Annotated in this window: 22 protein-coding genes; 10 read left to right on the top strand and 12 right to left on the bottom strand. The window is 60.3% G+C overall.

Features of this window, described 5'->3' with window-relative positions:
- Positions 1-8: 8 nt before the first annotated feature.
- Positions 9-476, top strand: coding sequence for a TIGR02444 family protein (locus AACY08_RS19640; RefSeq protein ID WP_339471015.1), 468 nt, complete (start codon positions 9-11; stop codon positions 474-476).
- Here AACY08_RS19640 and AACY08_RS19645 read toward each other — a convergent pair.
- Positions 473-1,357: an AlgP family protein gene (locus AACY08_RS19645; protein WP_339471017.1), complete on the bottom strand. Its 885-nt coding sequence runs from the start codon at positions 1,355-1,357 to the stop codon at positions 473-475. The two genes, AACY08_RS19640 and AACY08_RS19645, sit on opposite strands and share 4 nt — an antisense overlap.
- 192 nt (positions 1,358-1,549) lie before the next feature.
- On the opposite strand from AACY08_RS19645, the gene AACY08_RS19650 reads away from it, so the two are divergent.
- On the top strand, positions 1,550-2,227 hold the full coding sequence (locus AACY08_RS19650) for an FKBP-type peptidyl-prolyl cis-trans isomerase (RefSeq protein ID WP_339471018.1): 678 nt from the start codon (positions 1,550-1,552) through the stop codon (positions 2,225-2,227).
- Between the two features lie 52 nt (positions 2,228-2,279).
- On the opposite strand, the gene rsd is transcribed toward AACY08_RS19650, so the two are convergent.
- The 7 genes from rsd to AACY08_RS19685 all read right to left on the bottom strand — a co-directional run bounded on the left by rsd (position 2,280) and on the right by AACY08_RS19685 (position 8,690).
- Positions 2,280-2,738: a sigma D regulator gene (gene rsd / locus AACY08_RS19655; RefSeq protein ID WP_339471020.1), complete on the bottom strand. Its 459-nt coding sequence runs from the start codon at positions 2,736-2,738 to the stop codon at positions 2,280-2,282.
- A gap of 208 nt (positions 2,739-2,946) precedes the next feature.
- Entirely contained in the window at positions 2,947-3,468 is a 522-nt protein-coding gene (locus tag AACY08_RS19660; RefSeq protein ID WP_339471021.1) for a disulfide bond formation protein B, read from the bottom strand.
- 236 nt (positions 3,469-3,704) lie between these two features.
- Positions 3,705-4,946 carry a heme biosynthesis protein HemY gene (locus AACY08_RS19665; protein WP_339471022.1) on the bottom strand — a complete coding sequence of 414 codons (1,242 nt, stop codon included), beginning with the start codon at positions 4,944-4,946 and terminating at the stop codon, positions 3,705-3,707.
- A 5-nt stretch (positions 4,947-4,951) separates the two neighbouring features.
- Positions 4,952-6,076 (bottom strand): uroporphyrinogen-III C-methyltransferase, encoded by a 1,125-nt coding sequence (locus AACY08_RS19670; RefSeq protein ID WP_339471023.1) that lies wholly within the window; start codon positions 6,074-6,076, stop codon positions 4,952-4,954.
- Between the two features lie 41 nt (positions 6,077-6,117).
- On the bottom strand, positions 6,118-6,867 hold the full coding sequence (locus AACY08_RS19675) for a uroporphyrinogen-III synthase (RefSeq protein WP_339471025.1): 750 nt from the start codon (positions 6,865-6,867) through the stop codon (positions 6,118-6,120).
- Positions 6,864-7,805: a hydroxymethylbilane synthase gene (hemC, locus tag AACY08_RS19680; protein ID WP_339471027.1), complete on the bottom strand. Its 942-nt coding sequence runs from the start codon at positions 7,803-7,805 to the stop codon at positions 6,864-6,866. Before hemC ends, AACY08_RS19675 begins: the two co-directional genes overlap by 4 nt.
- A 138-nt stretch (positions 7,806-7,943) precedes the next feature.
- On the bottom strand, positions 7,944-8,690 hold the full coding sequence (locus tag AACY08_RS19685) for a LytR/AlgR family response regulator transcription factor (protein ID WP_339471028.1): 747 nt from the start codon (positions 8,688-8,690) through the stop codon (positions 7,944-7,946).
- A 508-nt stretch (positions 8,691-9,198) separates the two neighbouring features.
- Here AACY08_RS19685 and argH point away from each other — a divergent pair.
- Entirely contained in the window at positions 9,199-10,593 is a 1,395-nt protein-coding gene (argH, locus tag AACY08_RS19690) for an argininosuccinate lyase (protein WP_339415127.1), read from the top strand.
- A gap of 92 nt (positions 10,594-10,685) precedes the next feature.
- Here argH and AACY08_RS19695 read toward each other — a convergent pair whose 3' ends face one another.
- Positions 10,686-11,345: a glutathione S-transferase family protein gene (locus AACY08_RS19695; RefSeq protein WP_339471030.1), complete on the bottom strand. Its 660-nt coding sequence runs from the start codon at positions 11,343-11,345 to the stop codon at positions 10,686-10,688.
- Positions 11,346-11,471: 126 nt separating this feature from the next.
- Here AACY08_RS19695 and AACY08_RS19700 point away from each other — a divergent pair, with 126 nt between their 5' ends.
- From AACY08_RS19700 to AACY08_RS19710, 3 genes are all read left to right on the top strand, one after another.
- Positions 11,472-11,756, top strand: a complete 285-nt coding sequence (locus AACY08_RS19700; RefSeq protein WP_339471032.1) for a hypothetical protein — start codon at positions 11,472-11,474, stop codon at positions 11,754-11,756.
- 96 nt (positions 11,757-11,852) lie between these two features.
- Entirely contained in the window at positions 11,853-12,107 is a 255-nt protein-coding gene (locus AACY08_RS19705; RefSeq protein ID WP_339415125.1) for a TIGR02647 family protein, read from the top strand.
- 167 nt (positions 12,108-12,274) lie between these two features.
- A complete protein-coding gene (locus AACY08_RS19710) occupies positions 12,275-15,115 on the top strand; it encodes a class I adenylate cyclase (protein ID WP_339471033.1) in 2,841 nt (946 codons plus the stop codon).
- 12 nt (positions 15,116-15,127) lie between these two features.
- Here AACY08_RS19710 and rnk read toward each other — a convergent pair whose 3' ends face one another.
- The 3 genes from rnk to cyaY all read right to left on the bottom strand — a co-directional run bounded on the left by rnk (position 15,128) and on the right by cyaY (position 16,226).
- Entirely contained in the window at positions 15,128-15,541 is a 414-nt protein-coding gene (gene rnk, locus AACY08_RS19715; RefSeq protein ID WP_314564452.1) for a nucleoside diphosphate kinase regulator, read from the bottom strand.
- 131 nt (positions 15,542-15,672) lie between these two features.
- Positions 15,673-15,891: a DUF1289 domain-containing protein gene (locus AACY08_RS19720; RefSeq protein ID WP_082224400.1), complete on the bottom strand. Its 219-nt coding sequence runs from the start codon at positions 15,889-15,891 to the stop codon at positions 15,673-15,675.
- A 2-nt stretch (positions 15,892-15,893) separates the two neighbouring features.
- Positions 15,894-16,226, bottom strand: coding sequence for an iron donor protein CyaY (gene cyaY, locus AACY08_RS19725; protein ID WP_339471035.1), 333 nt, complete (start codon positions 16,224-16,226; stop codon positions 15,894-15,896).
- Between the two features lie 238 nt (positions 16,227-16,464).
- Between cyaY and lptM the strand changes: the two genes are divergently transcribed.
- Genes lptM through AACY08_RS19745 form a run of 4 tightly spaced genes read left to right on the top strand, consistent with a single transcriptional unit; the run spans position 16,465 to position 19,453 of the window.
- Positions 16,465-16,632, top strand: coding sequence for an LPS translocon maturation chaperone LptM (gene lptM / locus AACY08_RS19730; protein ID WP_017845169.1), 168 nt, complete (start codon positions 16,465-16,467; stop codon positions 16,630-16,632).
- Positions 16,633-16,641: 9 nt separating this feature from the next.
- On the top strand, positions 16,642-17,889 hold the full coding sequence (gene lysA, locus AACY08_RS19735; protein ID WP_339456515.1) for a diaminopimelate decarboxylase: 1,248 nt from the start codon (positions 16,642-16,644) through the stop codon (positions 17,887-17,889).
- A 3-nt stretch (positions 17,890-17,892) separates the two neighbouring features.
- Positions 17,893-18,723, top strand: coding sequence for a diaminopimelate epimerase (dapF, locus tag AACY08_RS19740; protein WP_339471036.1), 831 nt, complete (start codon positions 17,893-17,895; stop codon positions 18,721-18,723).
- Positions 18,724-18,736: 13 nt separating this feature from the next.
- Positions 18,737-19,453 (top strand): DUF484 family protein, encoded by a 717-nt coding sequence (locus tag AACY08_RS19745; protein ID WP_049710960.1) that lies wholly within the window; start codon positions 18,737-18,739, stop codon positions 19,451-19,453.
- The last annotated feature ends 1 nt before the right edge of the window (position 19,454 follow it).

Here is a 19,454-nt window from a genome sequence, read left to right on the forward strand (position 1 = left end):
GTGTGAATATGTGCGCTGACCTATGGAGCTTTGCCCTCACGACTTACGCCCGCCCGGGCGTCGAAGCCGGTTGTCTGCGTTTACAGGCGCAAGGTGCGGATGTGTGCCTATTGCTCTGTGGCGCGTGGCTGGAACAGCGCGCTGTGGCCGTGACGGCCGAGCGCATTCAGGCGCTGAAACAGATCGCCGAGCCTTGGCAGGCGCACGTGGTTGAGCCGTTACGACGGGTGCGCATGCAATGGCGTGCGATGGCGCAGCAGGACGAGGATTTGGCGGGGTTACGCGAACGGGTCAAAGCCCTGGAGCTGGAGGCCGAACGACAATTGCTCGCGCGCTTGGAAACACTGGCGCGAATGTGGCCGACGGGTGAGGCGATGGGTCATCAACAGTGGCTGGAAGGACTGGCGGCTGAGGATGCCGCCAACCTTGACCACGACGCGCTGCAGCAGCTGCGCCTCGTGGTCACCAGCACTTAGGAAGCGCTGGTTGGGGTGGTGCTTGGCGCTACCGGGGCAGGCGTGTTGCTGGCCGGTGCAGCTGGAGCGTTCGACGCTGCCGGGGCAGCAGCAGGTGTTGCTGGCTTGGCCAGTGCTGGTTTGGCAACGGCTGGCTTGGCAGCAGGTTTGGCAGTTGGCTTAGCGGCTGGTTTTGCAGCAGCAGGTTTGGCGGCTGGCTTGGCGGCTGGTTTTGCAGCAGCAGTTTTAGCAACTGGCTTGGCGGCTGGTTTTGCAGCAGCGGTTTTGGCAACTGGCTTGGCGGCCGGTTTTGCAGCAGCAGGTTTGGCAACTGGCTTGGCGGCTGGCTTTGCAGCAGCAGTTTTAGCAGCTGGCTTGGCGGCCGGTTTAGCAGCGGCGGTTTTGGTAGCTGGCTTCGCGGCTGCTTTAGCAGGCGCCTTGGCGGCAGCAGCTTTGCTTGCAGGCTTCTTCGCCGCGCTTACTGCAACAGCTTTTGCAGGCGTACGAGCGCCCAGCGCCTTAGCTACAGCTTCCTTCACACGACCAACGCCCTGGGCCAGCTTCAGGCTTTCCTGAGCATCTTTTTTGAGTTGGGAAATGTAGGTGCGGGTTTCAGCTTGGCGATCCTTGAGGGCGTCGAGCAGGTCCTCAAGTTCTTTGACAGCGTCTTTGGCTTTGGCTTGAGCCTTGGCCTTGCCGGCAGTGGCAGCATCTTGCAGTTTGGTGCGGGATTTGTGCAGCTTTTCTTGCGCTTTACCGCGTTGTTTTTCCAGCTTGGCGAGCAGTTTTTCTGCATCGGCCAAGGCTTGGGAACAAGCGCTTTCCAGGTGTTCGAGCAAACTGCCCGAGAGTTGTTGGAGTAAATGCAACGGGGTATTAACAGGCTTCTGTTTGGCCGACATGGTTTACCTCCTGGCTGACTTGGGTGCGGCTCATACTAGCCCTCTGCTCTTACCGCCGCTAGGGCATGTTGACAGTATCGTTTGACTTGCGTTGCACCGTGTAAAAATTCTTGTCGATATAACGTAAATACGCGGCACTTCTCACCTCATCACACTGGCATAATCCGTCGCACTTTCGGCGGGAGAATGCCCATGTCGCGTTACCTTTTTCTTGTGCTTGGCTTGGCCATTTCGGTGGCCAATGCGAGCGATCAATCGCCGCCAAAAAACGCTGATCAGAACCAGCACGACCTCGCCTACAGCGTGGGCGCCAGTCTCGGTGAGCGCCTGCGGCAGGAGGTCCCCGACCTGCAGATCCAGGCGTTGATCGACGGCCTCAAGCAAGCCTATCAGGGCAAACCGCTGGCGCTGGACAACGCACGTATCGAACAGATTCTTGCCCAGCACGAAGCACAAAACGCAGCCGAAGCGCAGGGACCTCAAAGTGAAAAAGCACTTGTGGCCGAACAACAATTTTTGAGCAAAGAAAAAGCCGTAAAAGGCGTACGCGAATTGGCTGATGGAATCCTGCTCACCGAACTCACCCCCGGCACGGGTGGAAAGCCCAAGGCCAACGACCAGGTTGAAGTGAAATACGTGGGGCGATTACCCGATGGGACAGTGTTCGACCAGAGCACGCAACCTCAATGGTTTCGTCTGGACAGTGTGATCAGCGGCTGGAGCAGCGCGTTGCAACAAATGCCCGTGGGTGCGAAATGGCGATTAGTGATTCCATCGGCCCAGGCCTATGGCGCCGACGGTGCCGGCGAGTTGATCCCACCTTATACACCGCTGGTATTCGAGATTGAGTTGCTCGGTACCCGTCCTTGACCCATAAAAAACGGCGCGCCATGCGCACCGTCTTTCGTACCGCTGTCGAGGGTCAGGCCTGGGTAGCAGACTCTTCTTTGTGAGCGTTGTGCAGCACTTCGATCAGGCAATCTTCCAGCTCGAATCGCTCGTGCAGCAGCGCGCCCAACTCTTTGAATTTTTCAGCAACACAGTTTCCGGCATCACACAGGTCGGTAAACGCCAGAAGCTTCTCGGTAATGACATCGATGCGCGAGTAAATGGTCTCAGCCAAATCCAGGCCACACTGATCGTCAAAGGCCTCCGCCTCCTTGGTGAGTTGATCATAGACACCAAAATGGCCGGCCGACACGTAGTCCACCAATACAACGCAGAAGTCCTGCAACGGCTCGCGGCTCTCAGCCAGCGCCTCAGGCTTGGCACCGAGAGCATCAAAGGCCCGAACCAGTTCGTGGCGTGCCTTCAGCCAATTGTCGATCAGCTTGTGCACCCCACCCCAGCGTTCCTGAGCATTCTGACAACTTTCCAGCATGGTGATCTCTCTTCCCTATAGGGGCGCTGCCGCCTGGTGCCTGCGCAACACTTCAAGGATAAAGCAGCGCTGGGCAAGGCAACATCTGACAAACGGTTTCAATAACACGTGCGGGCCAGACTATGCCCGCATGACTATGGCTTCAAGGTACGCAGGAGAGAAAGTTCATACAAGTGTTTAATCCCGCTCTCCAAACTGCGACTGGCTTTCAGCGCCTCGCCGGGCGCGAATACTGGCTTAAAAACAGTCGTGAAAACTGCATGAGACCAAGGATCAACACCCCGATGAAGAACAGCAGGCTCCACTCGGGAAGGCTCAAATCAAACAGTGTCCAGTTGGTTTCCACGCAGTCGACAGTGCCTCTGAACGTCAACTGCAGGGCCTGCCAAAACGATAGGTTTTCGATCATGTAGTGCAGGCTGGGCCAGCAATCGGCGGCCTCATCCGGCGCGGCATTTTGTAGCAGCACCTGGCGCACGGCGGTTAGGGCGCCCAGCAAGGCGCAGACCATGCTTGCCAGCCCATACAGGCAGATAACGGATCGCTTGGGGTTATGGAGGGCGGCGACCAGGTTGATCAATGTGAACGCGGCCAGGAACCCCCGTTGCACTTGGCATAGGAAACACGGACGCAACGAGGCGCCAAACTCGAGGTAAAAGGACGCGCCCAATGTCAGCGTACCCGCCAGGAATGCGAGGAAAAACAAGGAACGTGAAGGGGCCAAAGACATGCTTTATCCGCATCGCGAAAGATAGGACACTACGGTAGAGGAAAGGCCTGACCGCTTTCAATACATGCCAGAGCAGACGATTCCGTGAGAAGGTAAGGACTTCCCGTCAGAAGATGGAAGACCTTGGGCAATCGAGCGTCGGACTTTGCCGCCGAACGCTCCCCCCTCACTCTTTTCGAGCTAACGAAAGGTTGGCCGCCAGATACATCTGAGCCAACCCTTGCCCCTTTCCTACCTCAAACCCGAGCAGTGACAGGTAGCGGAGACGCAAGCAAACGGTTATCCAGCAGTCCAAGACCCTCTTGAAACAGCTGATTACTTCGCTCGGTGTCACCCAGTTGGGCCAACAAGCGCGCCAGCTCGGCACAAGCCTCAGGATTACGCTGCACTTGTAGGCTGCTCTCCAGATAATCCCGCGCCTTGCCCCACAGGCTGTTTTGCAGGCACAGGCGGCCCAACGTCAACAGCAGACTGGCATCGCCCGGGTGATCCTTGAGCCAGCCCTCGGCAAACTTCAACTGCCGGGCTGGATCACTGCCACGCAGCAGGCCGTATAGCCGGATCAGGTGGCTGTCGTAGCCGCGTTTGATGGCGCCACGCAGCGCTTCCTCGGCCTTGGCATCGGCGCCCAATTGGCGCAGCTGCTCGGCGTAAGCCAGAACCAGTTGCGGCTCTTGGCGCTGGGCGGAAGTGAGTTGCTGCCAGGCGCGCTCAAGGGACTGCAAACCGGCTTCGCCCTGCTCTTCTCGCTGAGCAGCCAGGCTAAGGTTCTCACCCCAGGCACGGCGTTCAAGCTCAGCCAGTTCGCTGGCAGGCAGGACTTTATCTTTGCGCAACTCCGGCAACAGACGGATCACCGACGACCAATCACCCCGCTGCTGATGCAGGCGCTGCAATTGACGCAAGACCTGGCCGTTATGCGGATGACGCTCGTGCATCGCCTGCAAGGTGGTCAGTGCACCCTCGGTATCGCCGCGGTCCAGTTGCAGTTGCGCATGGCTCAAGGCAACTGCCAGCTCGGCCTGGGGCTGACGCTCCAGTGCTCTTTCCAGCAAGCCGTCGGACTCTTCGTAACGACCCTGCTCATTCGCAGCACGCGCGGCGCCGAGGTAGTACAGAAGTGGCTGGCGCTCGGCTTCGGCGGCGCGATGCAGGTGGCGCTCGGCACTGGCCCAGCGGCCCTCGGCGAGGTCCATCTGGCCCTGCTCGATGGCGATCTGCACGCGGCGGCTGCGGTTACGCCGCGACCACGGGTTGACCACGCCACCGGAGGTGGTGACCAGGCTCAACAGCACACGGATCAGGTAGATCACCAAACCAATGGCAAACACCGCCACCACCGTCGCCCACAAGCTCGACTCGTAGTGCAGCACATGAGGGTAAGTAATCAGCACATAGCCGGTGTGTTTCGAAATGCCCACAGCCAGCGCCAACGCGATTGCAATCGCCAGCACCAGGATCACATAGAAGCGTTTCATCGGCTCTACTCCTGCTTCGCCGACGTAGCCGTCGGTGTGGCCGCCGCCTTGGCTTCGTCAGCAGACAGATGACGACGTTCGAGATACGCCTGCACGGCAGCCAGGCTCGCGGCCAGGTCCGGCGTCACCACCGACACCGCCGTGGGCTCAAGCTCGGCAATACGCGCGAGCATCGCCTTGCTCTGCGGATTGCCTTGGTTAAAGTTATCCTGCAACACGCTACGCGCCTCGCCGAGGGAGCGGCTGTATACAGCCGACTCCCCGTTGAGCGCCGCCCATTGCGCCTGCTCCAGGGCCAGGCTCAACGCCAGGCGCACCTGGTTCAGGCCTTGGCCGGCCAGCAGTGGGCGAATGTTGTCATCCGGATTGAAGTCGATGCGGAAGTAACGGGAAATCTGCTCCCACCATTGGCGCCAATGGCTGTCCGTATCCGTGGTCGGACGCCCCTCGGAAGCCGGCTCGGTCAGTTGATATTCCGGGGCAATGGCCGCCAGTTGCACGACCTGGTCACGCAAGGCCGCCAATTGCAGGTACAGCCCAGTGCGATCCGGCTGCTCGGTGCTGCGCAGCGCTGCAAGGCTCTTGGCCAACTGCTCACGGGCGGCATAGGAACCTGGATCGCTTTGCTCGCGAAGAATCTCGTCGGCGCCCTGCACCAGCGCTTGGGCGCTATTGATATCTTGCAAGGCAGACAGACGCAGGCTCGCCAGGCGAATCAAGTGTTCAGCCTCGGCTAAACGCCAGTCCTTGCGGCTGGACCCCAACACGGTCTCAAGGCGCTGGCTCAGGCGCTGCTGATCGCCCTGCAACTGGGCCACCAGGCGACGGCGCTCCTCCAGCTCATCAGCACCCGGCAACTGCGCCAGCCGCGCGGCCAGTTGTTGCTGGCTCTGCTTGAGGGACTGGGATTGGTCATCGAGGGTCTGCACCTGGCCCAGCTGTTGCTGGCTGCTGGCTTGCAGGGCGCGGACCTGCCAGATCCCCCAACCGCCGGCGGCAACACCGGCGGCGCCGAGCAGTAAGGCGACGACTGCCAGGCCATTGCCACGGCGCGGCGCGGTGACCGGTGACTCAACCGGCGCACCAAGTGCGGGTTGGGCTTCATCTTTAGGCAAGGCTGTTTCGCTCACGTATCCGTCCTTTGCGTTTCAGAGAGTGACTACGGCATGCCTCATAGGGCAAAGCTGCGTAACGCCACTAACAAAGCCGCGGCACTCGCACCGCGGCAATCCACAACTTTTTCTGCGCCAGCGCACCGCGCCATCTCGAAGACTCGCGGGCTCGGCACGAACAACGGCAACTGTGCCACCTGTGGCCAATCGGCTCCAGCCAAGGCGTGCAGGTGCAAAAAACCCTGCCCACTGCTGACCGTCAGGCCGTTCAAGCGTTCCAACTGGATGCGTTGCATCAGTACCCCGGCGTCGTAGGCCGGAAGGAAACGGCGATACAATTCCAGATAGTCGACACTAGCACCACTCGCGCGCAAACGCTCTGCCAGCAGCTCGCGACCGCCCTCGCCGCGCAGGATTAACACGCGTGCATCCGGGCGTGCGATAGCCTCGCGCAACGCAGGCAATTGAAGCAAGGCCTCGCTGTCATCGCCAGTAGGGGGATAGTGAACGTTGAGGCCGTGTTCGGCCAGTACCTGCGCGGTGGCTGCGCCGACGCTGAACCACGGCAGTTGCGGCCATGCTCGATGCAACTGTCGCACGGCCAGGCGCGCGGCGGGTTTGCTGACGACAATCACCGCACAATAGCGGCCAAGGTCACGCAAGACTTGCAGCTGTTCAGGTGTAACGGGAAGCGGCTCGATGTCCAGCAACGGCAGGCTGCTGCTGAAAATGCCGGCTTCGGCCAACGTCGCCGCCAGGGCCAACGACTCCTCGGCAGGCCGCGTCAGCAGCACACGCCATTCGGTCACTGCGGACCGGCCTCGCCGTAGATTTTTTGCAGGATGGAACCGGCGCCTTTGTCCAACAGCTCTTCGGCTACCTGGATGCCCAGTGCCGTCGCGTCACGCTGCGGGCCGCGCACCTCGGCAGTCAGCAAGGTGCCACCTTCCGGGTCCCCTACCAGTCCGCGCAACCACAGGTTTTCACCTTCGAGCACGGCGTAGCAGGCGATTGGCACCTGGCAGCCGCCGTTTAGGTGCTTGTTCAGCGCACGCTCGGCCGTGACGCGCACTTCGGTGTCGTGGTGATCCAGGGGTTTGAGCAGGGCGTGGATTTCACTGTCAGCGGTGCGACACTCGATGCCAACGGCGCCTTGCCCACCTGCGGGCAGGCTGTCCTCGACGCTGATGGCCGAGGTGATACGGTCTTCGAAACCCAGGCGGATCAGGCCCGCAGCTGCGAGGATGATCGCGTCATATTCGCCGGCGTCCAGCTTCGCCAGGCGGGTGTTGACGTTGCCACGCAGGAAGCGGATCTGCAGGTCCGGGCGGCGAGTCAGCAGCTGTGCCTGGCGGCGCAGGCTCGACGTGCCGACGATGCTGCCCAGGGGCAATTCTTCCAGGGACGCGTAGGTGTTGGAAACGAAAGCATCGCGCGGGTCTTCGCGTTCGCAGATGCAAAACAAACCCAGGCCTTCTGGGAAGTCCATGGGCACGTCTTTCATCGAATGCACGGCGATGTCGGCTTCGTTCGCCAGCAGCGCTGTTTCCAGTTCTTTGACGAACAAACCCTTGCCGCCGATCTTCGACAGAGGCGAGTCGAGCAGCTTATCGCCACGACTGACCATAGGCACCAGGGACACCTTGAGGCCAGGGTGGGCCAGCTCCAGGCGTGCTTTGACGTATTCGGCCTGCCACAAGGCCAGGGCGCTTTTACGGGTGGCGATGCGGATTTCGCGAGAGGACATGGATCAATCCGTACTGAAAATATATGACGGATAATAACAGCTCAGGGAAATACGCTTTGATTTGAATCAGCAAGTGCGGGGCCTCCCTGGCCACGACGCACCGGGATAAGGAATGCAGGCCTCGCCACAGACGCCGGGCTAAAGCTGCTGCATCATCTTGCGCACGCCGGCAACATGCCGTCGGCTGACGATCAACGCATCGCCGTTAAGGCCTTTCAGGAATAGCTGAAAATGACCCAGGGGCGTGCGTTGCAGGCGTTCGATTCGCTCGCGGGCCACCAGCGCGTTGCGGTGAATACGCACGAAGCGGTCGCCGAACTCATCCTCAAGCGCCTTGAGCGGCTCATCAAGCAACACTTCGCCGCCTTGGTGGCGCAAGGTCACATACTTGTGATCGGCAATAAAATAGACCACCTCGCCTAGGGGGATCAGCTCAATGCCTTTGCGTGTACGAGCACTGATATGGCTGCGTGGCCCGTTACCACTTTGGGCGGCTGGCTGAGTGAGCGCGGCGAGCTGTATGCGGGTTGGGCGCTCGGCCTTTTTCAGGGCCTTGATCAATGCTTCGCCTGCCACCGGTTTGATGAGAAAGCTGACTCCGCTGTCTTCCAACGTGTGCGCAGAAAACTCTTCGCCCGTTGCACAGAACACTACGGCCGGTGGGGACTCTCGCTCGCTCAGTCGGGCGGCAACTTGCAGGCCGTCAAGGCCCGGCATACGGATATCGAGCAACACCACATCAGGCTTGAGGCTGTCGATCAGCGTCAACGCCTCTTCGCCCGTGGTGGCGCTCGGCTCTAATACTGCATAACCCTCGAGCTCACTGACCAGACGGCTCAGTCGCTCGCGGGCTTGGGGTTCGTCATCAACGATCAGGACATTCATATTGCGCTGGATTCCTGCGTGAGTCTCGCACAAGGATAGCGTAGACAGGTGCGGTGACTTGCGTCACAGCGATCCACGCTAAGACTAGCGCGAGCGGCAAAAAGTGCCCTGAGAGTGGCACCCAAATTTACCCGGACCTGTTCAATAACGCCCAAGACCGGCTGACTTCGGGCGTCGTAGTAGGGTTTGCTGATACACAATCGAATACCCCCCCCCTTTTTCTAATGGATAGTCTGGGCTATGACCGCATCACCCGACTTTGGTGCATTCACACACTATCAGTCCAACTGTAGACGCTCGCTGAGACGACATTGCTGAATCGACAAATATCGTTCCAATAAGCCCCTGTACCCAGTCTCGTCCTGGACGCGGTCGGCGGCAAGGCACTTAGCCATCCTTGGAGTAAATAAAAATGCCGACGACCCGCAGCCCCGCCTCCACGGGCAACCCTGTTATCATCGCCGGCACAACTTCATGCCTCTTTATTAAGCAGATCACGAGCGAATCCATGAGCACCGACAAGACCAACCAGTCCTGGGGCGGCCGCTTCAGTGAACCCGTCGACGCCTTCGTCGCCCGCTTCACCGCCTCCGTCACCTTCGACCAGCGCCTGTACCGCCACGACATCATGGGCTCCATCGCCCACGCGACGATGCTGGCCAAGGTCGGCGTACTGACCGACGCCGAGCGCGACAGCATCATCGACGGCCTGACCACCATTCGTGGTGAGATCGAAGCTGGCACGTTCGACTGGCGCGTCGACTTGGAAGACGTGCACATGAATATCGAGGCGCGCCTCACCGACCGCATCGGTGTGACCGGTAAGAAGCTGCACACCGGCCGCAGCCGTAACGACCAGGTGGCCACTGACATCCGCCTGTGGCTGCGTGATGAAATCGACCTGATCCTGTCCGAAATCACCCGCCTGCAGAAAGGTTTGCTTGAACAGGCCGAGCGTGAATCAGACACCATCATGCCGGGCTTCACTCACCTGCAGACCGCCCAGCCCGTGACCTTTGGCCACCACCTGCTGGCTTGGTTCGAAATGCTCAGCCGCGACTACGAACGCCTCGTGGATTGCCGCAAGCGCGCCAACCGCATGCCCTTGGGCAGCGCAGCGCTGGCTGGCACCACCTACCCGATCGACCGCGAGTACACCGCGCAGCTGCTGGGCTTCGATGCCGTCGGTGGCAACTCGTTGGATGGTGTGTCGGATCGTGACTTCGCCATTGAATTCTGCGCCGCGGCCAGTATCGCGATGATGCACCTGTCGCGCTTCTCGGAAGAGCTGGTGCTGTGGACCAGCGCGCAGTTCCAGTTCATCGACCTGCCGGACCGCTTCTGCACCGGCAGCTCGATCATGCCGCAAAAGAAAAACCCCGACGTACCAGAACTGGTACGTGGCAAAAGCGGCCGTGTATTCGGCGCGCTGATGGGCCTGCTGACCCTGATGAAAGGCCAACCCCTGGCCTACAACAAGGACAACCAGGAAGACAAAGAACCGCTGTTCGACGCCGCCGACACCCTGCGTGACTCGCTGCGCGCGTTTGCCGACATGATCCCGGCGATCAAGCCCAAGCACGCGATCATGCGTGAAGCGGCACTGCGTGGATTCTCCACCGCGACCGACCTGGCGGACTACCTGGTGCGCCGTGGCCTGCCGTTCCGCGACTGCCACGAAATCGTCGGCCACGCGGTGAAATATGGCGTAGACACCGGCAAGGACTTGGCGGAAATGAGCCTGGAAGAACTGCGCAAGTTCAGCGACCAGATCGAGCAGGATGTGTTTGCCGTGCTGACCCTGGAAGGCTCGGTGAATGCCCGTAATCACATCGGCGGTACTGCACCAGCGCAGGTGAAGGCAGCCGTCGTGCGCGGCCAGGCCCTGCTCGCCAGCCGTTAAAGCATCGAAGGCAAGCCAGCTCCCACAGGAAATCGCATTCCAAGGTGGGAGCCGGGCTTGCCCGCGATAGCGTCCTGCCAGACGCCAAAGGTCTATTTCTTGGCAGCAATCATCGCCATAAACGCCGGCATAGCCGCCTCCCTGTCCGCCGCCACTTTCTGAGCGTTGGGCATGGCATGCAACCTTTCCAGCAACGCCTTGGCCGCCGGCATCTCTGCCAGCAAATCCATTCCAAACAGCTTCTCGCCCACCGCACAGGCGAGGTTCACGCTGTACATGAAATACAAATCCGCAATCGTGAAATTCTCCCCCGCCACAAACGGCGCGAACTTGCCGTGCCTGCCCAGCGCACTCAAGCCCAATAGCAATTCGGCCTTGGACTTCTCCTTAATCGCCTCCGGCACCGGCATACCAAAAAACGCTTCGGCAAAACACGCCCGCGCGGGCAGCTCGATATACAACTCGATTTCCCGGCATAGCGCCAGCACCTGTGCACGCTGGAACGGCTCGGCCGGCAGCAGTGCAGGTCCTTCCTGGGTGTGCTCGATGTATTCGAGGATCACACTGGTCTCATTGATAAAACCCTGTTTAACGCCCAACACCGGCACTTTGCCACGCGGGCTGGCTGCCAGGGCTTCGGGCGTTTGCCCGGCATAAAAAGGCACCTCTTCGAACGGCAGCCCTTTCTCCAGCAGCGCCAGTTTGACCATGTTGTAGTAGTTGCTGACCGAGAATCCGTAGAGCTTGAGCATTGCGGTTGCCTCCGTGCCGGGAATGGGGTTGGCTGCAAGCGTTATAGCTCCCCTTACCGGGCCTTGCCAGCAGCATCACCGGCTTGAATGGGGGTAGACTGGCGCTCTTTCCTAGAGGAGCCTGCCATGAGCGAGCCGAACGATATCGACAACGACGAAGAAGAATTCACTGAAACCACCCTGATCGAAGCGATCGAAAACCAGATCGAGAGCGAAAACCCACCCGCCGCCAAGGCAACGTTCAACAAGCTGACCCTGGTGGGTTATGAGCGTGAAGAGATCCTGCAACTGATGGCCCACGTGCTCGCTGTCGAGATTGATGCACTACTGGAAGAGGACCGTGCTTTCAATACCGAGTGGTATGAAACTGCACTGCGTGCACTGCCGGAATTGCCGCCCGAAAAGCAATAAATCCAACACGCAGCAACTTACTGGACAGTTCGGCAAAGTGCGTTCACCTTATGGCCTGCTAGCCTCTAATAAATTCTTAGAAAGTCTGGAGTCCTTATGTCGTTTACCCCTGAGTTGGTTGCCGAACTGGAAATCCTTGTACTCTTCAGCCTGGATAGCACCCAGGAAGGTCTGAAAGTCCATCAGACCGCTGCCCCTACTGCCATCGCCGCTGCCAAGCGCCTGTTCGAGAAAGGACTGATCGATCAGAAAGACGGGGGCTACCTGACCCCACTTGGCCGGGATGCCGCAGAACAAGCTAAAACCCTGCTGACCATCCTGACCACCGTCAACGCCAAAGAAGCCGCCTGATACCCGATACGCCCATGGAGTCCGCCACTTGCGGATTCCGCGGGTGTTGCTGCGCAAGTGCGAAAATTCTGACGTCAAAAATCATTTCTCGCTAAACCTCCTACGCTGCTGGCTGTAAACTCCTACATGGCCGCCCGCGTCGGGCTCTGCGAGCCACCGACTTCGACATGACCCGCACCCATGAAATCCGCCCCGACCTGGACGAAGGCATCGACCGCAAGGTGCTGGCCCAACTGCGCGCGCGGTTCATGACCCTCAACGAAGGCCGCATGGCGCGGGCCATCGAGGGGCTGACGCCACGCCAGCAAAGCGTGTTGACCCGGTTGCCGCTGTTTTTCCACGTCAACCATCCGCTGCTGCCGGGCTATGTGTCGGGCAGTACCCCGGCCGGATTATCCAACTTTGAGCCCGACGCCCAAGCCCTGACAGAAGCCCAGCGCCTCACCCGTTCGTTCTCCTACAAACCACGCCACGGCAACCCGCCACGTCCGATTCACGGACTGTTTCTGATGGGCAGCCTCGGCACCCTGGCCCAGGCCGACCAGAGCGATATGGACGTGTGGGTCTGCCACGCGGCGAACCTCAGCGAAAATGAACTGGCTGAACTGCGCAAAAAATGCCAACTGTTGGAAGCCTGGGCACTGACCATGGGCGCCGAGGCCCACTTTTTCCTGATCGAGCCGACACGCTTTGTGCTCGGCGAGCGCGACACCCAGCTCAGCTCGGAAGACTGCGGCACCACCCAGCATTACCTACTGCTGGACGAGTTCTATCGCACCGCCATCTGGCTGGCCGGGCGTACGCCAATCTGGTGGCTGGTGCCGGTGTATGAAGAACCCCGCTACGCCGAGTTCACCCACACGCTGATTTCCAAGCGCTTTATCCGCGCCGATGAAACCCTCGATCTTGGCCATCTGGCACGGATTCCCCCAGGCGAATTCATCGGTGCCGGGCTGTGGCAGTTGTTCAAAGGCATCGAGTCTCCCTACAAATCGGTGCTCAAACTACTGCTGATCGAGGTCTACGCCAGCGAACACCCTAACGTGCAGTGCCTGAGCCTGCGCTTCAAGCGGGCGGTGTTCGCCAACCAGATGGACCTGGATGAGTTGGACCCCTACATCGTGGTGTACCGCCGCATCGAGGAATACCTCAAGGCCCGAAACGAGCCCGAGCGTCTGGAACTGGTGCGGCGTGCGCTGTACCTGAAGGTCAACTGCAAGCTCACCGCCGGCCAGCGCAACACCAGTTGGCAGCGCTTGTTGCTCGAACGCCTGGCGCATGAGTGGAACTGGGACCAGCGCCAACTGGCACTGCTGGACAGCCGCAGCCAGTGGAAAGTGCGCCAGGTCGCCTCCGAGCGTCGCGCCTTGGTCAACGAGCTGAATTACAGCTACCGCTTCCTGACCCAGTTCGCCCGCACCGAGCAGACCGTCAGCCTGATCAACAAGCGTGACCTCAATGTGCTGGGCAGGCGCCTGTACGCCGCCTTTGAACGCAAGGCCGGCAAAGTCGAGTTCATAAACCCCGGCATTGCCCCGGACTTGGCCGAAGACACCTTGACCCTGGTGCAATCGCCCAACCGCAAGGAGCCCGGCCAGCACCACTGGGGTTTGTACAACGGCAACCTCACTGCACTGGAATGGGAACACTTCGCGCCGATCAAGCGCAGCCGTGACCTGTTGGAGATGCTCACCTGGTGCCACCGCAACGGCGTGATCGACAGCAGCACCCGTCTGGCCTTGCACCCCGGCACCAGCGACATGACTGAGTTCGAGTTGTTCAACCTGCTGGGCAGCTTGCAACAGACCGTCGCCCTGCCCTTGACCAGCGTTGATGAAGAACGCCTGCTGCGTTCGGCGGTGCCCGAGGAAGTGTTACTGCTGATCAACGTCGGCGTTGACCCGCTCAAGCACCACCGCGACCTGAATATCCTGATGACCACCGAGCGCACCGATTCCCTGAGTTATGCCGGCGTACGCGACAACCTGGTGCTGACGCTGGACCAGGTCACGCTCAATAGCTGGAACGAAGTGATGGTCAGCCGCTACGACGGCCCCCACGCCCTGCTCGACTGCCTGCGCGACTACCTTAACCAGTTGCCGCCGGACCACCTGCCACGGCTGAGAGTGCGCTGCTTCTGTCACAACCGTGCGCAGTTCATTGCCCAGCGCGTGGAAGAAATCTTCGACACGGCGCAGCACCTGCTGCTGGGTCAGTCCAATCATCGCTACCTGCTGCAAGTGCAGCAGCACTATCACGTGATGGAGTTGATGCCAGGCCAAGCCACCCACGTTTCCCTGGAGACCCAGGATGCGCTGATCACCTACCTCAGCGAAGAACTGGCCAGCTACAGCCCGCTGCACCTGGATGCCATGGCCTTGGAGGAGCACGACCTGGCGCTGCTGCTGCCAATGGGCATGCCCGATTGCGTGCAGGTGTTCTATCGGGTCAGCGAAGGCTCTGCCGAATTGTATGTGCTGGATGAGTTCAACGCACTCTGGCAACAACGTCTGCCGTTTCATGATGAGCAGAGCTTGCTGGCGCCGTTGCAGCGCTTTTTGCAGTCGATCATTTATCGACGGAATGCGTTGTCGCCATTGGACCAGCAAGATCCGCTGGGGGCCGTGCAAATCATGTATTACCAGCTATTGCCCTCCGGCAGCGGGCGCGCACGGAGCATCGAGCCTCGACCAGCACCGGTGAATCTGGCAAATAAACCGTTTTATGACGTGCAGGCCATTATCGGCAAGGCCGCGCCGGGCCAGGTGGGCATTACCCTGTATTGCAATCAGCGGGAATTTTCCGAACTGGAGTTTGGCGACCAGCTGTTTGCAGTGGTCGCCCAGCAAATCGTCGGGCAACGCCAGGAAACCGAGCGTTACCGCTGTTACATCACCGATCTGGACCTGTCCGGCCTGCTAGGTGATGTACAAAGCCCGAGCAACCTTTACTTGCGTTACAAGGCCGAACTGGAGCTGTCGCTCAATGAGGCGCTGAGCCAGATCTAGAGCGACTCTGTTTTAAAGAGAGAAAGGGCCGCCGTCTTTGGGCTGGCCTTCCACGCTGAGCAATTCCAGCTTGAGGGTCTTGCCGCCGGGTGCCGGCCAGTCGATATGCTGGCCCACTTGCAGGCCAAGCAACGCACTGCCCACCGGCGCCAGGATCGAAATCTTGCCTTCGTCGGCGTTGGCGTCCTTGGGATAAACCAAGGTCAGGTGATAGTCCTTGCCGCTGCCTTGCTCGCGGCAATGCACGCTGGCGTTCATGGTCACGACACTGGCAGGCACTTCATCGTGGCCAACCACGTCTTCGGCGCGGTCGAGTTCGTGTTGCAACGCTTCGACACCGGGAAACTCGTCGCCCAAGCGGTCGATCAGTTGCTCAAGACGCTGCACGTCAAGACGGGTGAGGATGATGGACGGTGCGGTGGTCATGATTCAGGCAGACTCCTTTTTTCTGCACAAAAAAGCAAAACCCCGCCAGGAAAAGGCGGGGTTCTCACGGGCCTCGATGAGTTGAGGCGTACCCGGACACTACCACAGCGTCACAAATAAACAAGACGGCCTCAGGCGTGGGCCCGGCGCTGCTCAGCCTCAGCACAGATCACTCGGCGCCGCGCGTCGTCGGCAGAGCGCCATTCGCGGATATCTTCCACGTGTCGGAAGCAACCGAGGCAGACTTTCTGCTCGTCCAGGCGACACAAACTGATACAAGGTGACGGCACCGCCGGGCTGACATTGCTGAACAGCGGTTTCGGCGGGCGTACTGGGGCTGGCTGGCTCACTATCAGATCTCTTCGAAATCCAGATCGGCACCGGCTTGTTCCAAGACCAGGCGCGCGAGCATTTCGCTGAGCAGTTCATCGCTGCTATCGCACTGCCAGTTATGGTCTTCTTCGTTGAAATCGAAGTGAAAACCACCGGAACGCGCAGCCAGCCACAGCTGGCGCAGCGGTTCCTGGCGACTGAAGATCAACTGGGTGCCATTCTCGAACTTGACGGTCAGCACGCCGGCCGAGTTTTCAAGGTCCACATCCAGGCCGCTGTCGTCGAAAATATCTTCCAACTTCTCCTGGGTCGAATCCACCAGGTCGTGAAAACGGGCTTCGGTCAAACTCATTGTGGCAACCTCAAAAGTGTCTGGTTTTGCTCAAGCGCCGCACGATACGGGCGAGCCCCGCCGATTGCAAAGGATACCGATTTCAACACGATTGACGGCGTGAAATATCCTCAAACAGCGTAGTGCGCTTCTCGACTATCTCGGCAACCCCCCGCCAGACGGGTATTCCGGCGCATAGGCAAGCTGGCGGGTGGTCGGTATACTCGGGCGCAATTAATGCATATTCAAGGATTTCGCCATGAAGCGCCTGATCTCTTCCCTTGCTGCGCTCGTCGCGGTCGCTTGCCTCGTTAGTGCCTGTGGTCAAAAAGGCCCGCTGTACCTGCCCGATGACAGCAAAGACCCGAATGAACAGGCGCAATCGTCGCAAAAACCAGCCAAAGCGCATAAGCACGATACCTATTAAGGGAACCTCATGGACGCTTTTAACTACCGGGACGGCGAGCTGTTCGCGGAAGGCGTGGCGTTGTCCGCGATTGCCCAGCGCTTTGGTACCCCGACCTATGTGTACTCCCGTGCTCATATCGAAGCCCAGTACCGCTCTTTCACCGACGCACTGAATGGCGTGCCGCACTTGGTGTGCTACGCGGTCAAGGCCAACTCCAACCTGGGCGTACTGAATGTCCTGGCGCGCCTGGGCGCTGGTTTCGACATCGTGTCCCGTGGCGAGCTGGAACGCGTACTGGCTGCCGGTGGCAAGGCTGACAAGATCGTCTTCTCCGGCGTAGGCAAAAGCCGCGAAGACATGCGCCGCGCCCTCGAAGTCGGCGTGCATTGCTTCAACGTCGAGTCCACCGACGAGCTGGAGCGCCTGCAAGTCGTGGCCGCCGAGCTGGGTGTTCGCGCGCCGATCTCCCTGCGCGTCAACCCGGACGTTGACGCCGGTACCCACCCGTACATTTCAACCGGCCTCAAAGAGAACAAGTTCGGCATCGCCATTGCCGACGCCGAAGACGTATACATCCGCGCCGCGCAGTTGCCGAACCTGGAAGTATTGGGCGTCGACTGCCATATCGGCTCGCAACTGACCAGCCTGCCTCCATTCCTCGATGCGCTCGACCGCCTGCTGGCGCTGACCGACCGCCTCGGCGAGTGCGGCATCTACCTGCAACACATCGACCTGGGTGGTGGTGTGGGCGTGCAGTATCGCGACGAGGAGCCGCCGCTGATCGGCGATTACATCCAGGCTGTGCGCGAGCGCACTGAAGGTCGCGGCCTGACCCTGATGTTTGAGCCGGGCCGTTATATCGTCGCCAACGCAGGCGTGCTGCTGACCCAGGTCGAGTACCTCAAGCACACCGAGTACAAGGACTTCGCCATCGTCGACGCGGCGATGAACGACTTGATCCGCCCGGCGCTGTACCAGGCCTGGATGAATGTCACCGCCGTGACGCCTCGCGCAAGCGAAGCCCGCGCCTATGACATTGTCGGTCCGATCTGCGAAACCGGCGACTTCCTGGCCAAGGATCGTCAGCTTGCGCTGGAGGAAGGCGATCTGCTGGCCGTGCATTCGGCCGGTGCCTACGGGTTTGTCATGAGTTCCAACTACAACACCCGCGGGCGTTCCGCCGAGGTGCTGGTGGACGGTGAACAAGCGATTGAAGTGCGTCGCCGCGAGACGGTAGCCGAGTTGTATGCTGGCGAAAGCCTGCTGCCGGAGTAAGCCATGCTGCTGCGTTTTACCAAGATGCACGGGCTGGGCAATGATTTCATGGTCCTCGACCTGGTCAGCCAGCACGCGCACATCCTGCCCAAACACGCTAAACAGTGGGGCGACCGTCATACTGGCGTTGGTTTCGACCAATTGCTGCTGGTGGAAGCACCGACCAACCCGGAGGTGGATTTCCGTTACCGGATCTTCAACTCCGACGGTTCCGAAGTGGAACAGTGCGGCAATGGTGCGCGCTGCTTCGCGCGCTTTGTGCTGGACAAGCGTCTGACCGCCAAGCGGCAGATCCGCGTTGAGACAAAAAGCGGCGTGATCGAGCTGGACATCCGCAGCGACGGCCAGATCAGCGTCGACATGGGCGCGCCACGCCTGGTGCCAGCGGACATTCCGTTCCAAGCCACCGAGCAAGCCTCCAGCTATGCCGTTGAGGTCGACGGTAAGATCGTCGACCTGGCCGCCGTGTCCATGGGAAACCCCCATGCCGTCCTGCGGGTCAACGACATCAACACTGCGCACGTGCATGAATTGGGGCCGAAGATCGAACACCACCCGCGCTTTCCGGCACGGGTCAATGTGGGCTTCCTACAGGTGATCGACCGTTCCCGCGCGCAACTGCGTGTGTGGGAACGCGGCGCCGGCGAAACCCAGGCCTGCGGCACTGGCGCCTGCGCCGCTGCCGTAGCCGCGATCAGCCAGGGGTGGATGGATTCGCCGCTGTTGATCGACCTGCCCGGTGGACGTTTGTCCATCGAGTGGGCAGGCCCTGGCCACCCGGTGATGATGACCGGGCCGGCTTCGCGCGTATACGAAGGACAGGTCCGTCTATGAGTGAGCCAAGCCAATGACCGATAAGCCTCAAGTACCCGCACACGCTACCCCGAGCGACAGCCTGGAGGCCGCTGCCGTCGCGGCGTACCTTGAGGCTAATCCGGACTTCTTCGTCGAACACGAAGAACTGCTGCCGGCCCTGCGCATCCCCCACCAGCGCGGCGACACCGTGTCGCTGGTGGAGCGGCAGATGAAGATCCTGCGTGAGCGCAATATCGAAATGCGCCACAAGCTTTCGCACCTGATGGACGTCGCCCGCGACAACGACCGCCTGTTCGACAAGACTCGCCGCCTTATTCTTACGCTGATGGACGCCACCAGCCTGGAAGAAACGGTGATCGCCGTGGAAGACAGCCTGCGCCAGGACTTCCAGGTGCCCTTTGTCAGCCTGATCCTGTTCAGCGACAACCCGATGCCGGTAGGTCGTTGGGTCAGCGGCAGCGAAGCACAAACGGCGATTGGCGGCCTGCTCTCCGAAGGCAAGACCATCAGCGGCACCTTGCGCGAGCATGAGCTGGACTTCCTGTTTGGCGCCGAACAGCGCCAGCAGATCGGCTCCACCGCTGTGGTCGCCCTCAGCCATCAAGGCTTGCACGGCGTGCTGGCGATCGCCAGTCGCGACCCTCAGCACTACAAGAGCTCAGTAGGCACGCTGTTTTTGACCTACATCGCCGAAGTATTGGGCCGCGTCTTGCCGCGCTTCACCACCGCCCTGCGCGCGGTGCGCTAGC

Origin of the sequence: Pseudomonas sp. EL_65y_Pfl1_R83, from assembly GCF_963970695.1 — a bacterium.
Taxonomy (GTDB): domain Bacteria; phylum Pseudomonadota; class Gammaproteobacteria; order Pseudomonadales; family Pseudomonadaceae; genus Aquipseudomonas; species Aquipseudomonas tritici.